General features: G+C 74.6%; 18 protein-coding genes. 9 read left to right on the top strand and 9 right to left on the bottom strand.

Annotated elements, in window-relative coordinates; all coding sequences use genetic code 11:
• Positions 1-453 (bottom strand): DAK2 domain-containing protein (locus GJV82_RS17710; RefSeq protein WP_318657799.1); only part of this gene is annotated, 453 nt, incomplete at its 3' end.
• Positions 454-786: 333 nt separating this feature from the next.
• On the opposite strand from GJV82_RS17710, the gene rpmB reads away from it, so the two are divergent.
• The 3 genes from rpmB (at position 787) to GJV82_RS17695 (ending at position 2,148) form a co-directional block, all read left to right on the top strand.
• Positions 787-978 (top strand): 50S ribosomal protein L28, encoded by a 192-nt coding sequence (gene rpmB / locus GJV82_RS17705; protein WP_024840757.1) that lies wholly within the window; start codon positions 787-789, stop codon positions 976-978.
• 144 nt (positions 979-1,122) lie between these two features.
• On the top strand, positions 1,123-1,524 hold the full coding sequence (locus tag GJV82_RS17700; protein ID WP_155100140.1) for a hypothetical protein: 402 nt from the start codon (positions 1,123-1,125) through the stop codon (positions 1,522-1,524).
• 108 nt (positions 1,525-1,632) lie between these two features.
• Positions 1,633-2,148 carry a GNAT family N-acetyltransferase gene (locus GJV82_RS17695; protein WP_024840755.1) on the top strand — a complete coding sequence of 172 codons (516 nt, stop codon included), beginning with the start codon at positions 1,633-1,635 and terminating at the stop codon, positions 2,146-2,148.
• 10 nt (positions 2,149-2,158) lie between these two features.
• On the opposite strand, the gene GJV82_RS17690 is transcribed toward GJV82_RS17695, so the two are convergent.
• Complete coding sequence (locus GJV82_RS17690; RefSeq protein ID WP_318657798.1) at positions 2,159-3,190, bottom strand: thiamine-phosphate kinase; 1,032 nt, start codon at positions 3,188-3,190, stop codon at positions 2,159-2,161.
• 151 nt (positions 3,191-3,341) lie between these two features.
• On the opposite strand from GJV82_RS17690, the gene GJV82_RS17685 reads away from it, so the two are divergent.
• Positions 3,342-3,815 (top strand): DUF3515 family protein, encoded by a 474-nt coding sequence (locus GJV82_RS17685; protein ID WP_024840753.1) that lies wholly within the window; start codon positions 3,342-3,344, stop codon positions 3,813-3,815.
• 10 nt (positions 3,816-3,825) lie between these two features.
• Here the strand turns inward: GJV82_RS17685 and GJV82_RS17680 are convergent, their stop codons facing one another.
• A complete protein-coding gene (locus tag GJV82_RS17680; protein WP_155100139.1) occupies positions 3,826-4,995 on the bottom strand; it encodes a D-alanine--D-alanine ligase family protein in 1,170 nt (389 codons plus the stop codon).
• Positions 4,996-5,245: 250 nt separating this feature from the next.
• Between GJV82_RS17680 and GJV82_RS17675 the strand changes: the two genes are divergently transcribed.
• The 5 genes from GJV82_RS17675 to GJV82_RS17655 all read left to right on the top strand — a co-directional run bounded on the left by GJV82_RS17675 (position 5,246) and on the right by GJV82_RS17655 (position 11,159).
• Positions 5,246-6,652 (top strand): hemolysin family protein, encoded by a 1,407-nt coding sequence (locus tag GJV82_RS17675; protein WP_155100138.1) that lies wholly within the window; start codon positions 5,246-5,248, stop codon positions 6,650-6,652.
• A complete protein-coding gene (locus GJV82_RS17670) occupies positions 6,649-7,680 on the top strand; it encodes a CNNM domain-containing protein (protein ID WP_155100137.1) in 1,032 nt (343 codons plus the stop codon). The genes GJV82_RS17675 and GJV82_RS17670 overlap by 4 nt, the downstream gene beginning before the upstream one ends.
• 78 nt (positions 7,681-7,758) lie before the next feature.
• Positions 7,759-8,955, top strand: coding sequence for an acyl-CoA dehydrogenase family protein (locus GJV82_RS17665; protein ID WP_155100136.1), 1,197 nt, complete (start codon positions 7,759-7,761; stop codon positions 8,953-8,955).
• A 148-nt stretch (positions 8,956-9,103) separates the two neighbouring features.
• Entirely contained in the window at positions 9,104-10,255 is a 1,152-nt protein-coding gene (locus GJV82_RS17660; protein WP_155100135.1) for a trans-sulfuration enzyme family protein, read from the top strand.
• Between the two features lie 181 nt (positions 10,256-10,436).
• Complete coding sequence (locus GJV82_RS17655; protein ID WP_225873464.1) at positions 10,437-11,159, top strand: AMIN-like domain-containing (lipo)protein; 723 nt, start codon at positions 10,437-10,439, stop codon at positions 11,157-11,159.
• A 4-nt stretch (positions 11,160-11,163) separates the two neighbouring features.
• Here the strand turns inward: GJV82_RS17655 and GJV82_RS17650 are convergent, their stop codons facing one another.
• The 6 genes from GJV82_RS17650 to GJV82_RS17625 form a co-directional block, all read right to left on the bottom strand.
• Entirely contained in the window at positions 11,164-12,246 is a 1,083-nt protein-coding gene (locus GJV82_RS17650; RefSeq protein WP_024840746.1) for an NAD(P)H-dependent glycerol-3-phosphate dehydrogenase, read from the bottom strand.
• Complete coding sequence (locus GJV82_RS17645; RefSeq protein ID WP_318657797.1) at positions 12,243-12,968, bottom strand: lysophospholipid acyltransferase family protein; 726 nt, start codon at positions 12,966-12,968, stop codon at positions 12,243-12,245. The genes GJV82_RS17650 and GJV82_RS17645 overlap by 4 nt, the downstream gene beginning before the upstream one ends.
• A 31-nt stretch (positions 12,969-12,999) precedes the next feature.
• Positions 13,000-13,605, bottom strand: coding sequence for a response regulator transcription factor (locus tag GJV82_RS17640; protein WP_318657796.1), 606 nt, complete (start codon positions 13,603-13,605; stop codon positions 13,000-13,002).
• Entirely contained in the window at positions 13,602-14,888 is a 1,287-nt protein-coding gene (locus tag GJV82_RS20835) for a sensor histidine kinase (RefSeq protein WP_155100133.1), read from the bottom strand. The genes GJV82_RS17640 and GJV82_RS20835 overlap by 4 nt, the downstream gene beginning before the upstream one ends.
• Before the next feature lie 68 nt (positions 14,889-14,956).
• Positions 14,957-16,273 (bottom strand): UDP-N-acetylglucosamine 1-carboxyvinyltransferase, encoded by a 1,317-nt coding sequence (murA, locus tag GJV82_RS17630; RefSeq protein WP_115942829.1) that lies wholly within the window; start codon positions 16,271-16,273, stop codon positions 14,957-14,959.
• Positions 16,274-16,486: 213 nt separating this feature from the next.
• Positions 16,487-17,535: RNA-guided endonuclease InsQ/TnpB family protein (locus GJV82_RS17625; RefSeq protein ID WP_225873463.1), on the bottom strand; the 1,049-nt coding region annotated here is incomplete at its 5' end.

Raw genomic sequence — 17,535 nt, 5'->3', positions numbered from 1 at the left:
GGCCGTGAGCGCGGCGCGCGCGGCGGCGTCGGCGGCCGTGAGGATCGTCCCGGGCGCAGGTCGCGCGACCGCACCCCGGGCGGTGCGCGCGGCGCGGTCCAGACCGGCCGCGAGCGCGTCGCCCGGGACGACCGGGCGCTCCGCGAGCTCGAGCGCGAGCCCGCGCAGGTACTCGCTGAGGATGACGCCGGAGTTGCCGCGCGCGCCCACGAGCGCACCGCGGGCGAGCCGCACGAGCAGGTCCCCGGCCACGCTGCCCGGTGCCCCACCCGCCGGCAGCGCGCGGACCGCGTCGAGCAGCGTGAGGTACATGTTCGTGCCCGTGTCGGAGTCCGCGACGGGGAACACGTTGACCCGGTCGAGCGGCTCGCGCGCGGCCGCGAGGGCGCGCACCGCCGCCCCGCCCCACGCGACGACGACCGCGGCGTCGACCACGTCGGCTCCGGGGCTCACGTCGGACCGGCTCCTCGCGCTCGGGGGCGGCCCGTCGTACGGTCGACGGGCCGGACGACCGGTCGGGTCGTCGGGACCACGGTAGTCACCCGAGCGCGGTGCCGGGGCCGAGCCGCCCACGCGGAGGTCCATGCGAAGGCGAGCGAGGTCGGGCCGACCCGGGCCGGTTTGAGATCGGGCCGCCGGATCGGATACCCTGACGAGGTTGCCCGGGTGCTTCGCGCGCCCTCGACACCGTCGAGGAGCCGCCGAGGAACACCGGGCGAGACACCCTACAGACCATTCAGGACGTCGCCGCTGCGTGCGCGACGTGCACGACGATCAGGAGAAACCGTGGCTGCCAACTGCGACGTCTGCGGCAAGGGCCCGGGCTTCGGGCACAGCATCTCGCACTCCCACATCCGCACGAAGCGCCGCTGGAACCCGAACATCCAGCGCGTGCGCGCGGTGGTCGCGGGGACGCCCAAGCGTCTCAACGTGTGCACCTCCTGCCTCAAGGCCGGGAAGGTCACCCGCCCCGCCTGAGTCTCGCGAGACTTCCCACGAGAGCGTCTGCCGGTCGTCCGGCAGGCGCTCTCGTCGTCTGCGCCCGGGTGACGCGACCGTGCGCGGCGTGCCAGGGTGACCACGGTGGCCCGGGCGATGCCGGGCGGAGCGAGCGGGGGCGTCGTGCGAGGACCAGCAGGGGCGGTCGCGGCGGTGCTCGCCGCGACGCTCGCGGCCCTGGGCTCGGGCTGCTCGGCCGGCGGGACCTGCCCCGCCGTCGGGTACGGGACGACGCTCGAGGTGCGGCTCTTCGACGGCTGGCCCGACCGAGACGCGCACGCGGTCGAGGTGAGCTGCCCCGACGCCGAGCCGGACTGCGGGCTCGGCGAGGACGAGGACCCGTCCGGGCCGCGCTGGTTCGCGTCGGTCAACACCCCCGACCTGGTCGAGGTGCGCGTCCTCGACGCCGCGGGGACCGTCGTGTCCGAGCGCGCCGTCGAGCCGGACTATCGGGTCGTCGCCCACCCGCACGGAACCGCGTGCGGGGGGCCGCGCGGGGCCGTCGTGAGCCTCGTGGACCGGTGACGTGGCGGTCGACCGACGCGCGCGGCACGACCGTCGGCTTGCGGAGATCTCCTGGAGATCAGGACAAACCGGTTTGGTGGATCCCGGGCGCGGTGGCAGTCTTTGTCCATGGTGACGGAACTGAGCGAGGTAACGATCCGCCCGGCCGGTCCCGCGGACGCGAGCGCCATCGCGGCCGTGCACATCGCGTCGTGGCGGGGCGCGTACGCGGGCATCGTGCCCGACGAGTACCTGGCCTCGCTCGACCACGACCAGCGCGAGAAGCACTGGGTGCAGAGCCTGTCGACCCCTGGCGCCCGCACGTGGCTCGCCGACGCCGACGGCCGCACGATCGGCTTCGCCACGCTCGGCCCGAGCCGCGACGAGGACGCCGAGCCGGGCGACCTGGAGATCTACGCCATCTACCTCGACCCGGAGTCGTGGGGGCGCGGCGTCGCGCGCGACCTCATGCGCACGATGCTCGGCGAGGTTCCCCCGGGCACGACCGTGACGCTGTGGGTCCTCGAGGACGCGGAGCGCGCGCGCCGGTTCTACCGCCGCCACGGCTTCGTCCCCGACGGCGTCGAGCGCCGCGACGACATCGGCGGCAAGGACCTCACCGCGGTCCGCTACCGCCGGAGCTGAGTCCCGCGCCTCAGGCGCGGAAGTGGTCCCACCCGGGCGCCCGGTGCGGCACCGCGCCGTCGAGGCGCACGCCCGCGCCGTCGTCGTCCGCAGGGCGCACGACGCCGATCGCCCGGAACCCCGCCGGCAGCGTGGCGTCCGCGGGGAAGGTCGCGAGCAGCGCGTGGTCCTCGCCGCCGGACAGCACCCAGCCCTCGGCCCGGTCTCCGGCAGCCCTCGCCCCGGGCGCGTCGTCCACGTCACCCGCGGCGCCGGCGTGCCTCGCGAGCGCACCGGCGGCCGCTCGCAGCCGGTCGCGGTCGGCGCCGAGCGTCGCGGGCGCCAGGTCCAGGACGGCGCCGCTCGCGCGGGCGATCCGGCCCGCGTCGCGCAGCAGCCCGTCCGAGACGTCCATCATCGCGCTCGCCCCGGCGTCGGCCGCGACCGGGCCGGCCGCGAGCGGCGGGTCGGGCCGCAGGTAGGCGGCGACGAGCGTGTCGTCGACGTCGCCGCGGCCCGCGTCGAGCAGCGCGAGCCCCGCGGCGGACCGGCCGAGGGATCCGGCGAGCGCCACGACGTCCCCGGGGCGCGCACCGGAGCGCAGCACGGGGGCGCGACCCTCGAGGTCGCCGTGGACGGTCACCGCGACGACGACCTGGTCTCCCCCGGACAGGTCCCCGCCGACGACCGCCGCGCCCAGGGGCGTGCAGGCGTCCGCGAGCCCGCGCGCGAGGCCCGTGACCCAGTCGACGGGCAGGTCGCCCGGCATGACGAGCGAGACGACGAGGGCCGCGGGGCGCGCACCCATGGAGACCACGTCGGCGAGGTTCTGCACCGCGGCCCGCCACCCGACGTCGTACCCGGACGACCAGCGGCGGCGGAAGTGCCGGTCCTCGACGAGCACGTCGGTCGAGACGACGTAGCGCCCGTCGGGCGCCGCGACGACGGCGCAGTCGTCGCCGGGGCCGACGAGCGTGGTCGGCGCGGTGGGCAGCAGAGGGAAGATCCGGGCGAGGAGCGCCTCCTCGGGCACGTCGCGGACCAGCAGGGGCGTCTCGCTCACGCGGCCACCCTAGCCGCCGCCCGGCCGGTCACGGGCACCGTCCGGGGGCCGCTACGGTGGTCGCGTGCTCGACGTCGTCCCTCCCCGTCCCACCTCCGCCCGCCCGAGGTCGCCCCGGGCCCGCCGCGCGTCCCGACGGCCCCTCGTCCGCGTGCTCGCGGTGCCCGCGCTCCTCGGTACCGTCGCCGCGACCGCCGCGTGCGCGCCGCGCATCGGCGTCCCGGTCGCGGACGACGCGGCGAACCCGCTGTGCGCGGACGTCGTGCTCGCGCTGCCGGAGTCGCTCGGCGAGGACCTGCCGCAGGTCGGGACGACGAGCCAGGCCACGGCCGCGTGGGGCGAGCCGGGCGCGGCGGTGACGCTGCGGTGCGGCGTCGAGGTGCCCGGGCCCACGACGACGGCGTGCCAGAGCGTCGAGTCCGACGGCGGCACGGTGGACTGGCTCGTCGTCGAGGAGGACGGCACGTGGACCTTCACGACCTACGGGCGCGACCCCGCGGTGCAGGTCGTGGTGCCCCCGGCCGTGACGGAGCAGCACTCCACGTCGTTCGTCGCGGACCTCGGGCGCGCCGTCATGGAGGTCCCGCAGACGCGCGCGTGCGTCGGCACGGGCGACCTGGGCTGAGCCGGGCGGCTCAGCGCAGGCCGGTGGGCCGCTCGAGCGCGAGCGCGACGAGCTCGTCGATGAGCTCGGGGTAGCTCAGCCCGGACTTCTCCCACATGCGCGGGTACATCGAGTAGGGCGTGAAGCCCGGCATGGTGTTGATCTCGTTGACGACGACCTGCTCGTCGGGCGTGACGAACACGTCGACGCGGGAGAGCCCCTCGGCGCCGACGGCCTCGAACGTACGGATTGCGATCTCGCGCACGCGCTCGACGAGGTGCTCGGGCAGGTCGGCGGGGCACGACAGCTCGACCCCGGCCTCGTCGAGGTACTTGGCCTCGAAGTCGTAGAAGTCGTGGGTCTCGCCGGTGACGACGATCTCGCCCGGCAGCGACGCGCGCGGGCGCTCCCCGCCGCGCCCGCCGAGCACCGCGCACTCGATCTCGCGGCCCACGACGCCCGCCTCGACGACGACCTTGGGGTCGTGCTCCTGCGCGGCGGCGATGGCCGCGGGGAGGTCCGCGAGGTCGTCGACCTTGGAGATCCCGAGGCTCGACCCGGCGCGCGCCGGCTTGACGAACACGGGCAGGCCGAGCGCGGCCACGGTCTGGGTCCACGCCTCGGGGTCGCGCTCGAACGCGCCCGGCTTGATGACGGTGTACGGGGCGATCGGCAGCCCCTCGCCCGCGAGCACGAGCTTCATGAAGTGCTTGTCCATGCCGACCGCGGACGCGAGCACGCCCGCGCCGACGTAGCGCACGTCGGCGAGCTCGAGCATGCCCTGGAGCGTGCCGTCCTCGCCGTACGGCCCGTGCAGGAGCGGGAAGACGACGTCCACCTCGCCGAGCACGCGCGGCACCTCGCCCGGCGCGAGGACGCGCAGGTCCCGGCGACCGGTCGACAACGGGAGGATGACCTCCTCGCCCGTGGCCTCGACCTGCGGCAGCCGGCCCGCGGTGATCTCCCAGCGCGCCGGCTCGTCGGCGGCGAGGACCCACTCCCCCGACGGCGTGATCCCGACGGGCACGACGTCGTAGCGCGACCGGTCGATCGCGCGCAGGACGCCCGCCGCCGTCGCGGCGGAGATGGCGTGCTCGCCCGAGCGGCCCCCGAACAGGACGAGGACGCGGGGCTTGCGGGGCGTACCGGTCGGGCGCTCGTCGGTGGACGGCACGGACCGGTCGGGGCTCTGGCTGGACATCGCGGACGACCCTACCGGACGCAGGACCGCGCGGACGCGCGCGTGCGGGCTCCTGAGGACCGCCCTGGCAGGCCCGTGACGACCGCCACGGGAACGATCGCGCGCGCCGCCGCGTTGGGAGTGCCGTGGAAGACACGACTCTCGAGGCCCCCGCGGCCGACGACCCCGACCATAGTCCCGGCCGCACCGGCCCCGGCACCCGGCGGACGCACCTGCGCGTCACCGGCGACCGGAGGGCGGTGCGGGCACGATGACGACGGTCCTGTCCCTCCTGCTCGGCCTCCTCGTGGTCCTCGCGATCACGGCGGCGACGGCCTACTTCGTCGCCCAGGAGTTCGCCTACATGACCGTCGACCGCTCCCGTCTGGGAGCGAAGGCGGAGGCCGGCGACGAGTCGGCCCGGCGCGCGCTCGCCGTCACCCGGCGCACCTCCTTCGTCCTGTCCGGGGCACAGCTCGGCATCACCGTGACGGGACTGCTCGTCGGCTACGTGGCCGAGCCCCTCATCGGCGAGTCGCTGGGCACCCTGCTCGGCGGCCTGGGCGTCCCGGCGGGCGCAGGCGTCGCGATCGGCACCGTCCTGGCGCTCGTGCTGTCGACCATCGTCCAGATGCTGTTCGGCGAGCTGTTCCCCAAGAACCTCGCCATCGCGCGCCCCGAGCCGCTCGCGAAGGGCCTGGCGCGGTCCACGACCGCCTACCTCACGGTGTTCGGCTGGCTCATCGCGGTGTTCGACAAGGCGTCCAACGCGTTGCTGCGGATGCTGCGGATCGAGCCCGTCCACGACGTCGACACCACCGCCACGGCGCGCGACCTCGAGCACATCGTGGCCGACTCGCGCGAGAGCGGGGACCTGCCCGACGAGCTCTCCGTGCTCCTCGACCGCGTGCTGGACTTCCCGCAGCGCGACGTCGAGCACGCGATGATCCCGCGCTCGCGCGTGGGCACCGTCCGGCCCGAGGCGACGGTCGCCGAGGTCCGTGGGCTCATGGCCCGCGCGCACACGCGCTACCCCGTGGTCGACGACACGGACCAGCCGCTCGGCGTCGTCCAGCTCGCCGACGTCCTCGCGACCGACCTGCCCGACGACGCCCCCGTGACCGCGATCATGCGGCCCGCCGTCGTGCTGCCCACGCTCATGACGCTGCCCGACGCGCTCGCGCAGCTCAACGCCACGCGCAACCAGCTGGCGTGCGTCATCGACGAGTACGGCGGCTTCACCGGCGTGCTCACCGTCGAGGACCTCGCCGAGGAGCTCGTGGGCGAGATCACCGACGAGCACGACCCCGAGCAGCCGGTCACGGTCACGGCCGAGGCCGACGGCGTGTGGGTCATGGGCGGCGACGTCCACCTCGACGAGGCCGAGCGCGCGATCGGGCACGACCTGCCGCGCGGCGACCACGAGACGGTCTCGGGCCTCCTCATCTCCCAGCACGGCGCCCTGCCGCGCGCGGGCGACACGGTCGAGGTGCCCCTGCCCGACGACCCGGCCGACCTCGTCCACGACGAGCCCGTGCACCGCGCGCTCGTCGTCGACGTCCTGTCCGTCGAGCGGCACGTGCCGCGCCTCGTGCGCGTGCGCCTCGTCGAGCAGCGCGGCGACGTCCCCCACGCCGACGCCCCCGACCCGACCGACGCGACGGAGGAGACCCGATGAGCAGCCCCTGGGTCGTCGTCGTGGCGACCGTCGTCATCATCGCGCTCAGCGCGTTCTTCGTCGCCGTGGAGTTCGCGCTCCTCGGCGCCAAGCGGCACCGCCTCGAGGACGCCGCCCCCCGGAGCCGCGCCGCGCGCGCCGCGCTGCGCAGCTCGAACGAGCTCACGCTCCTCATGGCGGGCGCGCAGCTCGGCATCACCGCGTGCACGCTCGCGCTCGGCGCCATCACCAAGCCCGCCGTGCACCACTGGATCACGCCCGTCCTCGAGACGTGGGGCGCACCCTTGTGGGCCGCCGACGTCGCGGGCTTCGTGCTCGCGCTCGTGATCGTCACCTTCCTGCACCTCGTCGTCGGCGAGATGGCGCCGAAGTCGTGGGCGATCGCCCACCCCGAGCGCTCGGCGACGCTGCTCGCCCTGCCCATGCGCGGCTTCATGGCCGCGTCCCGACCGCTCCTGCGCTGGCTCAACTCGCTCGCCAACCGCTGCGTGCGCGCCGTGGGCGTCGAGCCGGTCGAGCACGTCGAGGGCGGCGGGCAGGACGCCGCGACCCTGCGCCACCTCGTGGAGCACTCGGCGAACGTCGGTGCGCTCGAGGCGTCCTACCGGGCCCAGATCTCGGGCGTCATCGAGCTCGAGACGCTCACCGTCGACGCGCTCGTGCCGGCGGGCGCGCACCCCACGTCCGTGCCGTCCACGGCCACGGCCGCCGACGTGCGCGCCGCGTCCGCCCGGTCCGGGCACCTGCGCATCCTCGTGCAGAACGGGAGCGTCGTGCCGAAGGTCGTGCACGTGCGCGACACGCTGCTCGAGCCGGACGACCGCCCCGCGCGCGACCTCGCGCGCCCGGGCTTCGTGCTCCCCTCGGGCACGACCGTGCACGCCGCGCTCGCGCGCATGCGCGAGTCGAGCGAGCAGCTCGCGGTCGTCATGGACGGCGAGCGGTTCGTCGGCGTCGTCACGCTCGCGGACGTGCTGCGCCGCATCCTGCCGCACCCCGACGAGCCCTCGGCGGCCCTCGTCGGCTGACCGACCGGCGTACGGTGGACGGGCCCCGGCGACCTCGGTCGCCGGGGCCCGAGCCGTCCGTCCGACCGAAGGCAGGCCATGTCCACGCCCGTCCCGTCCCCGGCGCCCTTCGCCGCACCCTTCCCCGCCGCCCGCACTCTCCTCGCCGACGACCTCCTGGACGAGATCCGCGGTCGCGCGGCCGGCTACGACCGCGACAACGCGTTCTTCACCGAGGACCTCGACGCCCTCACCCGGGCCGGCTACCCGCGCGCGCTCGTCCCGGAGTCGTTCGGCGGCGCCGGTCTCGGGCTGCGCGAGGTCGCGCACGAGCAGGCGCGCCTCGCGGGCGCGGCGCCCGCGACGGCTCTGGCGGTCAACATGCACCACGTGTGGACGGGTGTCGCGCGCTACCTGCACGAGCGCGGGGACTCCTCGCTCGACTGGCTGCTCGAGGAGGCCGGGCGCGGCGAGGTGTTCGGGTTCGGCTACTCCGAGGGCGGCAACGACCTCGTGCTGCTCGGCTCGCGCACCGAGGCGCGGCCCGACGGCGCGGGCGGCTACACGTTCCACGGCCGCAAGATCTTCACCTCGAACTCGCCCGCGTGGACGCGCCTCGGCGTCCTCGGGCTCGACTCGACGTCCGACGACGCCCCGCGCCTCGTGCACGCGTTCGTCACCCGGGACGCCGGGGTCGAGGTGCTCGACGACTGGGACACGATGGGGATGCGCGCGTCCCAGTCCCGCTCGACCGTGCTCGACGGCGCGCACGCCCCCGCCGACCGCGTCGTGCGGCGCCTCGCACCCGGGCCGACGCTCGACCCGCTCGTCGTCGGGATCTTCACGACGTTCGAGACCCTGCTCGCGTCGGTGTACACGGGCATCGCCGAGCGTGCGCTCGAGCTCGCCGTCGCGGCCGCGCGCCGCCGCACGTCGATGAAGAACGACGGGGCGCCGCTCTCCCAGGACCCGGACATCCGCTGGCGCCTCGCGGACGCCGCGCTCGCGCTCGACGCCGTCTGGCCGCAGATCGACACGGTCGCGGGCGAGCTCGACGCGCTGGTCGACCGGGGCGCGGGCTGGTTCCGCGCGACCGCGGGCCTCAAGGTGCGCGCGACGGAGACGGCGAAGACCGTCGTCGACCAGGCGGTCCGCGTCGCGGGCGGGTCCAGCTACTTCTCCGGCAACGAGCTGGGCCGGCTGTACCGCGACGTGCTCGCGGGGATCTTCCACCCGTCCGACGACGAGTCCGCCCACTCGACCGTCGCGCAGTCCCTCCTGGGCCCGCTCGACTGACGGGCCACCGCGCCGAGCATGCGGTTCTGGCCCGTCCCGGCGGCGGGACGGGCCAGAACCACATGTTCGGCCGGCACGGTCGCCAGGTCCGGGGTCAGTGGGCGGTCGCCCGGGGCACTCGTCTCGGGCGCGGGCGTACGCTGCCGCCATGACCGACGCGACCGCCCCCGACGCCCTCTCGCCCGCGACCGTCGCCGTCGCCGCCGGACGGCCCCCACGGGCGCAGGGCGCGCCCGTGAACCCCCCGATCGTGCTGTCCTCGACGTACGTCTCGCAGGGTGTACAGCAACCGGGTGAGCTCCTGTACACGCGGATGGACACCGAGACGTGGCACCCGTTCGAGGAGGCGCTGGCCGCGCTCGAGGGCGGCGAGCACCCGGGCGTGGCGTTCGGCTCCGGGATGGCGGCGATCGCGGCCGTGTTCTCGTTCGTGCCCGCGGGCGGGACCGTCGTGCTCCCGCGCCACGCGTACCAGGTGACGCTGGGGTTCGCGGACGACCTCGCGACGCGCGCGGGCGTGCGGGTCGTGCGCGTCGACGTCGCCGACACGGACCAGGTGGTCGCCGCGCTCGACGGTGCGTCCCTCCTGCTCGTCGAGTCGCCGACGAACCCCATGCTGGAGGTCGCGGACCTGCCGGTCCTCCTCGCGGCCGCGCGCGAGCGGGGCGTGCTGACCGCCGTCGACAACACGTTCGCGACGCCGCTCGGCCAGCGCCCGCTCGACCACGGCGCGGACGTCGTCGTGCACTCGGTGACGAAGTACCTCGCCGGGCACTCGGACGTCGTGCTCGGCGCGGCGGTCGCCCGCACGCCCGAGCTCACCGCGGCGCTGCGCGCCTACCGGACCCTGCACGGCTCGATCCCGGGCCCGTTCGAGGTGTGGCTCGCCCTGCGCGGCCTGCGCACGCTCGCGCTGCGCGTCGACCGCGCGCAGGCGAGCGCCACCGAGCTCGCACGACGCCTCGCCGACCATCCCGACGTCGTCGAGGTCCGCCACCCGAGCCTGCCGAGCGACCCCGGCCACGAGCGCGCGACGCGCCTCATGACGGGCTACGGGTCGATCCTCGGGGTGCGCCCGCGCGGCGGTGCGGCCGGTGCCGACGCCGTCGTGGGGGCGGTGCGGCTGTGGGTGCCGGCGACGAGCCTCGGGGGCGTGGAGTCGAGCCTGGAGCGCCGTCGCCGGTTCGCGACCGAGTCGCCGACCGTGCCCGAGGACCTCCTGCGCCTGTCCGTCGGCATCGAGGACGTCGAGGACCTGTGGCGCGACCTCGACCGGGCGCTGCGCGCCGCGGCCGGCTGACGCGCTACCCCGTGGGGTCGCCCAGCGCGCGGGCGGCGACGCGGTCCCGGCATCGGTGCCCGGCGGCCCGTGCGCTCGCAGCAGGCCCGCACGACCGCCGAGACCGCGTCGTGACCCGACCGGGACCGGACCGTGCCCGGGCCGCCGCGCGAGCGTGACCTGCGGTTTCTAGGATCGACGCATGACGACTCGACGAGCGGTGCGCAGGGGCGACGGCGGACGACGGCGGCACCCGGTCGTGCCCGCGGCGCGCCGGGTCGGCGCCGCGTCCGCGGCCGTCCTCGCCCTCGCGCTCGCCGCCTGCACGCAGGGCGGGTCGGACGACCCGCCCTCGCCGTCGGGGAGCGCGACGAGCGACGCGCCCGACCCGACGCCGTCGGACTCGGGCACGGCGGACGAGAGCCCCACCGACGACGCGTCGACGCCGTCCGACGACGCGACCGAGGCACCCGTGCCGTTCCCCGCGAACACCGAGCCCGACACCGCCGACCCGTCGGCGGACGCCGCCCTCACCGTGACCGACGTGCGCGTGGGGCACCACGACGGGTTCGACCGCGTGGTCCTCGAGCTCGGCGGGACGGGCACCCCGGGGTGGCGCGTCGAGTACGTGGACCAGCCGATCGGCGACGGCAAGGGCGACGTCGTCGCGGTGGACGGCGACGCGTACCTCCAGGTCATGATCTCCGGCTCGGGGTACCCGATGGACACCGGCGTCGAGGAGTACGCGGGCCCCAACCCCGTGCGTGCGGGTGACGACGGCGAGGTCGAGGAGGTCCGCCTGCTCGGGGTGTTCGAGGGGTACACGCAGGCGTTCGTCGGCGTCGACGACGAACGGCGCCCGTTCCGCGTGTTCGCGCTCGAGGACCCGACGCGCGTCGTGGTCGACGTCCGCGACGACGGCTGAGCGCTCAGCGCTCCGCGGAGATGCCCTCGGCCTTCTGCGGCCGGGCGAGCAGGCCGCGCGCCATCTCGTCGACGGGCATGCCCTCGTGCAGCACGGCGACCACACCGGCCGTGATGGGCATCTCGACGCCCACCTTCTGCGCGAGCTCGAGCACCGAGCGGCAGGACTTCACGCCCTCGGCGGTGCCCCCGGTCGCGGCGATCGCGTCGTCGAGGCTCAGCCCCTGGCCGACGTGCTTGCCGAGCGTGTGGTTGCGGGACAGCGGCGACGAGCACGTCGCGACGAGGTCGCCCATGCCCGCGAGGCCCGGGAACGTCTCGGCGTCGGCGCCCAGCGCGAGCCCGAGGCGCGTGATCTCGACGAGACCGCGCGTGATGACCGTCGCCGTGGTGTTGTACCCGAACCCGCGGCCCTGCGCGATGCCGACGGCGAGCGCGATGACGTTCTTCACCGCGCCGCACAGCTCGACCCCGACGACGTCGCGGTTCGTGTACGGGCGGAAGTACGACGACGAGCACGCGCGCGCCACGTAGCGCGCGGTCTCCTCGTCGACGCACGAGACGACGGTCGCCGTGGGCTGCCGGTGCGCGATCTCGCGAGCCAGGTTCGGGCCGGAGACGACCGCGACGCGCTCGGCGGGCAGGTCGAGGGCCTCCATGACGACCTCGCTCATGCGGCGGTCGGTGCTGAGCTCGACGCCCTTCATGAGCGACACGGCGACGGCGTCCGGCGCGAGGTGCGGCCGGAGCTCCGCGAGCGTCGCGCGCGCGACCTGCGAGGGGATCGCGACGACGACGAGGCCCGCCCCGGCGAGCGCGTCACGCGCGTCGGTCGTGGCGCGGATGCCCGCGGGCAGCTCGATCCCCGGAAGCCGCTTCTCGTTGCGACGGGAGAAGTTCACCTGCGCGGCGACCTCGGGGTCGCGGCCCCAGAGGCGCACCTCGCAGCCGGCGTCGGCGAGCACGGCGGCGAACGTCGTGCCCCAGCTCCCCGACCCGAGCACGGCGGCGACGACGCGCTCGGCGGCGGGGGCGTCGTCGGCGCCGAGCGGCACGGGGCTGATCTCGACGGTCTGGTCCCCGCTCATCGGCGGCCCTCCGAGCCCGGGTTCTTGCGCATGTCGAAGCGCTCGGCGGGCGCCTGGGCCCCGCGGATCTCCTCGAGCTGGCGCGTGATCGCCGCCATGATGCGCTCGGTCGCCTCGCGCAGCGTCGCGGTGTCCAGCGGGCGGTCGTACAGGTCGGACAGGTCGACGGGCGGTCCCGCGTGCACGGCGACGTGCTTCGGCGGGATCGGCTTGAAGACCTTCCCGTAGGGCGCGAGCAGCTGCTCGGCACCCCACTGCGCGATCGGCACGACGGGCGCGCGGCTGGCCAGCGCGAGGCGCGCGGCGCCGGTCTTGCCGACCATCGGCCAGCCGTCCGGGTCCCGCGTGAGCGTCCCCTCGGGGAAGAACACGACGCACTCCCCCTCGTCCAGGCGCGCCGTGGCGTCCACGAGCGACTGCGCCGCGCCGGCCGTCCCGCGGTGCACCGGGATCATGCCCGTGCGGCGCAGGATGCCGCCGAGGACGGGGACCGAGAAGAGCGACGCCTTCGCCGTGATCTTCGGTGCCCGGCCCTGGTCGTAGAGGAAGTGCGCCAGCGTCACGGGGTCGACCTCGGTGACGTGGTTCGCGGCGGCGATGAAGCCGCGTGCGGGCAGGTTCTCGGCGCCCCGCCAGTCGCGGCGGGTGATCGCGAAGAGGATCGGGCGCAGGAAGAACGCGAGGATCTTGTACGCGCGCGGGGTCGGGGGAAGGCTCGGCACGATCCCCGAGCCTACCGGGCGCAGCCCGCCGTCAGATCCAGCCGTGCCGCCGCGCGGCGTGCGCGGCCTCGTGACGGTTGGCCGCCCCGAGCTTCGCCGCCGCCGACGACAGGTAGTTGCGGACGGTGCCGGGGGCGAGGTGGGCGCGCGCGGCGATCTCCTCGACGGGGGCGCCGTCCGCGGCGAGCTCGAGCACGTCGGCCTCGCGCGGCGTGAGCGGGCTCGCCCCCGCCGCGATCGCCTCGACGGCGAGCTCCGGGTCGACGTACCGGCCGCCGTCGTGCACCTGGCGCACGACGTCGGCGAGCACGCGCGCCGAGACCGTCTTGGGCAGGAACCCGCGCGCGCCCGCCTCGAGCGCGCGCTTGAGGTAGCCGGGGCGGCCGTGGCTCGTGACGATGACGACCCCGCACCCCGGCAGGTCTCGAGCGAGCTGCTGCGCGACCTCGACCCCGTCGAGCCCGGGCATCTGGAGGTCGAGCACCGCGACGTCCGGCGCGAGCTTGAGCGCCGCCGCGACGGCCTCGGGTCCCGACGCCGCCTGGGCGACGACGTCGAGGTCGTCCTCGAGCGCGAGGAGCGACGCGACGGCGTCGCGGATGAGGTTCTCGTCGTCGGCGAGCAGGATGCGGATCACGCGGAGGCGGTCCTCTCGGGCTGGGTGGACGGGCGGTCGGGGCGGGGGTCGGGCACGCGCGCCACGAGGCCGAAGCGCCGGTCGTCGACCCAGGTCTCGAGCGCACCGCCCGCGCCCTCGAGCCGCTCGGCGAGGCCGACGAGGCCGGATCCCCGGCCCGCGCGCGCCGTGGCGGGCACGCCGTCGTTGACGACCTCGACGACGCTCGACCCGCCGTCGCGGTGGACGGTGATGACGCACGTGGTGGCGGTCGAGTGCCGCACGACGTTCGTCACGGCCTCGCGCACCGCCCAGGCGAGCGCCTCCTGCGCCTCCTGCCCGACGGGCGTCTCGTCGCCGTGCACGGTGGTCGTGATGCCGGCGGAGCGCAGGACGGAGCGCGCGCCCGCGAGCTCGGCGCCCAGGTTGGCGCTGCGGTACCCGGCGACGACGGCGCGCACCTCGCGCAGCGCGTCCTGCGCGATCCGGCGCACCTCGAGCATCTGCTCCTCGGCCCCCGGCCGGCCACGGGCCGCGAGCTCGGCGGCGAGCTCGCTCTTCACGGCGACGACGGAGAGCGTCCGGCCGAACACGTCGTGCAGGTCGCGAGAGAACCGGAGCCGTTCCTCGGCGACGGCGAGGCGCGCGTGCAGGACGCGCGTGCGGTCCTGCTCCCACACGACGCCGAGCATCCAGATGGAGACCCGGTAGGACCCGACGATCCCGACCGCCATGAAGAACGTCGCCAGACCCATGGAGACGGCGACCCTCGCGAGCGTGGACGTGCGCGACGGGTCCGTGCCGCCCGCCGCGGCCGTCGCGACGGTCGCGCCCACCGTGAACAGGGTCGCGCCGAGGACCGCGAGGAGCAGGTGCCGGAAGAGCAGCAGCGGCGACGCCGCGGCAAGGAGCGGCATGACGCCGAGGAGGACGGCGAAGAACCGCCCGGCGACCGCGCCCTCGTCACCGTCGCCGACGGGGAACGTCGGGACGGCGACGACCACGAGCGCGACCGTCAGCACGACGGCCGCCGTGCCCAGCCACGGCCGCACGGGCGGTCCCCCGAGGAACTGCGAGATCCCGGCGCGCAGCAGCGCGACGCACGCGGTCGTGTGGGCCACGACGACCAGGAGCCACGGCAGGACGAGGTCGCGGTCGAACGTCGGGTCGGCGCCCAGGATCGACAGCGCGAAGAAGGGCTCGAACGCGGACAGGAAGTAGAGCGAGCCGCGCGTGTACGTGTCGAACCGCTCGGGCGCGGAACGACGCGACCACGACTCGAGGAACGTGCGGGGCCTGCTCACGGTCCCCAGCCTGTCACGCCCCGCGGTCCGCGGGGCGTGACAGGCGTCATGAGGTGCGGCGGCGCGGGTCAGTCGCGGCTGACGTCGGCGCCGAGCGCCACGAGCTTGTCCTGGAAGCTCTCGTAGCCGCGGTCGATGAGGCTGATGCCGCGCACCGTGGACGTGCCCTTGGCCGCGAGCGCGGCGATGAGGTGGGAGAAGCCGCCGCGCAGGTCGGGGACCTCGATGTCGGCCGCGGAGAGCGGCGTCGGGCCGGAGACGACGGCGGAGTGGTGGAAGTTGCGCTGCCCGAACCGGCAGTCGCGCCCGCCGAGGCACTCCTTGTAGACCTGGATGGTCGCGCCCATGCCGCGCAGCGCGTCGGTGAACCCGAAGCGGTTCTCGTAGACCGTCTCGTGGACGATCGACAGGCCCTTGGCCTGCGTGAGCGCGACGACGAGCGGCTGCTGCCAGTCCGTCATGAAGCCGGGGTGCACGTCGGTCTCGAGCACGATGGGCGACAGGTCCCCGCCCGGGTGCCAGAACCGGATGCCGTCGTCCTGCACGTCGAACCGGCCACCGACCTTCCGGAACGTGTTGAGGAACGTCATCATCTCGGGCTGCGTCGCGCCCTTGACGGTGATGTCGCCCCCGGTCGCGAGCGCGGCCGACGCCCACGACGCCGCCTCGATGCGGTCGCCGAGCGCGGTGTGCGTGTACCCGTCGAGGCGGTCGACGCCCTCGATGCGGATCACGCGGTCCGTGTCGACCGAGATGATCGCGCCCATCTTCTGCAGGACGGCGATGAGGTCCATGATCTCGGGCTCGATCGCCGCGTTGGAGAGCTCGGTGATGCCCTCGGCGCGCACGGCGGTGAGCAGGAGCTGCTCCGTCGCGCCGACCGACGGGTAGGGCAGCGCGATCTTGGTGCCCTGGAGGCGGCGCGGGGCGCGGATGTGGATGCCGTTCTCGCGCTTGTCCACGACGGCGCCGAACTGGCGCAGGATGTCGAGGTGGTAGTTGATGGGACGGTCGCCGATCCGGCAGCCACCGAGGTCGGGGATGAACGCCTCGCCGAGGCGGTGCAGCAGCGGCCCGCAGAAGAGGATCGGGATGCGGCTCGAGCCCGCGTGGGCGTCGATGTCCGCGACGTGCGCGGACTCGACGTTGGAGGGGTCGAGGTCGAGGACGCCGGCGTCCGGGTCCGACTTCACGGCCACGCCGTGCAGCTCGAGCAGTCCCGTCACGACGCCCACGTCGCGGATCTGCGGCACGTTGCGCAGCACGCTCGGCGACTCGCCCAGCAACGACGCCACCATCGCCTTGGACACGAAGTTCTTCGCGCCCCGCACGGTGATCGTCCCGTCCAGCGGGGTCCCGCCGTTCACGTACAGCACGTCATTCATCAGTTCAGGTTGCCCTCTCGACTGCGGGTGGTTCGCGGGCCCGAGTTCAGGCCCTCGTGCGCCAACGCGGGGCACCCGGAGATTATTCACCGTTCGAGTAATCTACGTGATTCTCTTCCTGCTTCATTGACCTCTGCCTCACCGTGGTGGGGTCTCACGTGGTCTCGACAGGCGTTTTGGGTCTCCGGGGAACTGCCCGGCGACCAGCCGTTCTCAGACAGCAAGCCGTAGGAGATTGATGGCAGCCGTGCCATCGCGATCGTGGACCGCGCCGCAGTGGCAGGTCCAGGTTCGGTCCGCCAGTCTCAGGTCGTGATTGATGTCCCCACAGGTCGTGCAGGTGCGGGTGGAGGGGTACCAGCGATCCGCCACCACGAGCCGGGCGCCGTACCAGGCGGCCTTGTAGGTCAGCTGGCGGCGGAACTCAGACCAGCCCGCGTCGACGATATGCCGGGCCAGGCTCCGGTTCCTGATCATGCCAGCGACGGACAAGTCTTCCACGACGATCGTCGAGTTGCATCTCGTCAACGACGTCGTGAGCTGGTGCAGGAAATCGGCGCGCGCGTTGGAGACTCCCAGGTGGACCTCCGCGACCCGCCGTGCGGCCTTCGCGCGGTTCTTCGAACCAGGTTGCGCACGAGCCAGGGCCTTGTCCGCCCGCCGCAGTCGATGCAGGCGCCGCCCGAGGTGACGCGGGTTGGCAACCTTGGTCACGGTCCCGTCGTCGGCTGCGATCGTCGCGAACGTCGTGATCCCGAGGTCGATCCCGACCACCGGACCGTGGACAGGTGCGACACGGCGGGCGTCGATGTCGGCGCGGTCCACATCGACCTGAAAACTGATCCACCACCGCCCGGCCCGCGCCTCGACCCGGGATCCGAGCACCCGTGCCCTCCCGTCGGCGATCCGGTCCGTGAGCCAGGACATGTCCTCAAGCGCCCTCACCATCCCTACGGCAGGGATACGCACATGCCTGACATCGACCGGGCGGGCGCGATCGGCGTCCATCCGAAACCTCGACCCGTTCTTGCGACGTCGGAACCGCGGGAACCCGACACGCCTGCCCTTGCGCTGCCCGGTCCTGGACGCTGCCCAATTCGACAACGCGGCGGCCAACGCACGGCAGGCCTCCTTCGGGACCCGCGACGATAGTCCCTCGGCGACGAACCACGGGTACGCCCGCCCATGGGTGGCGCGCCAGTACTTCTCCAGCGCAGGCGCCGACTGTCCCGCGTCAAGCTGCTGGCAGGTTTTGGGTCTCG

Origin of the sequence: Cellulosimicrobium composti, assembly GCF_009711085.1 — a bacterium.
In the GTDB taxonomy this organism is placed as follows: Bacteria; Actinomycetota; Actinomycetes; order Actinomycetales; family Cellulomonadaceae; genus Cellulosimicrobium; species Cellulosimicrobium composti.
This window is presented reverse-complemented; position numbering and strand designations above follow the sequence as displayed.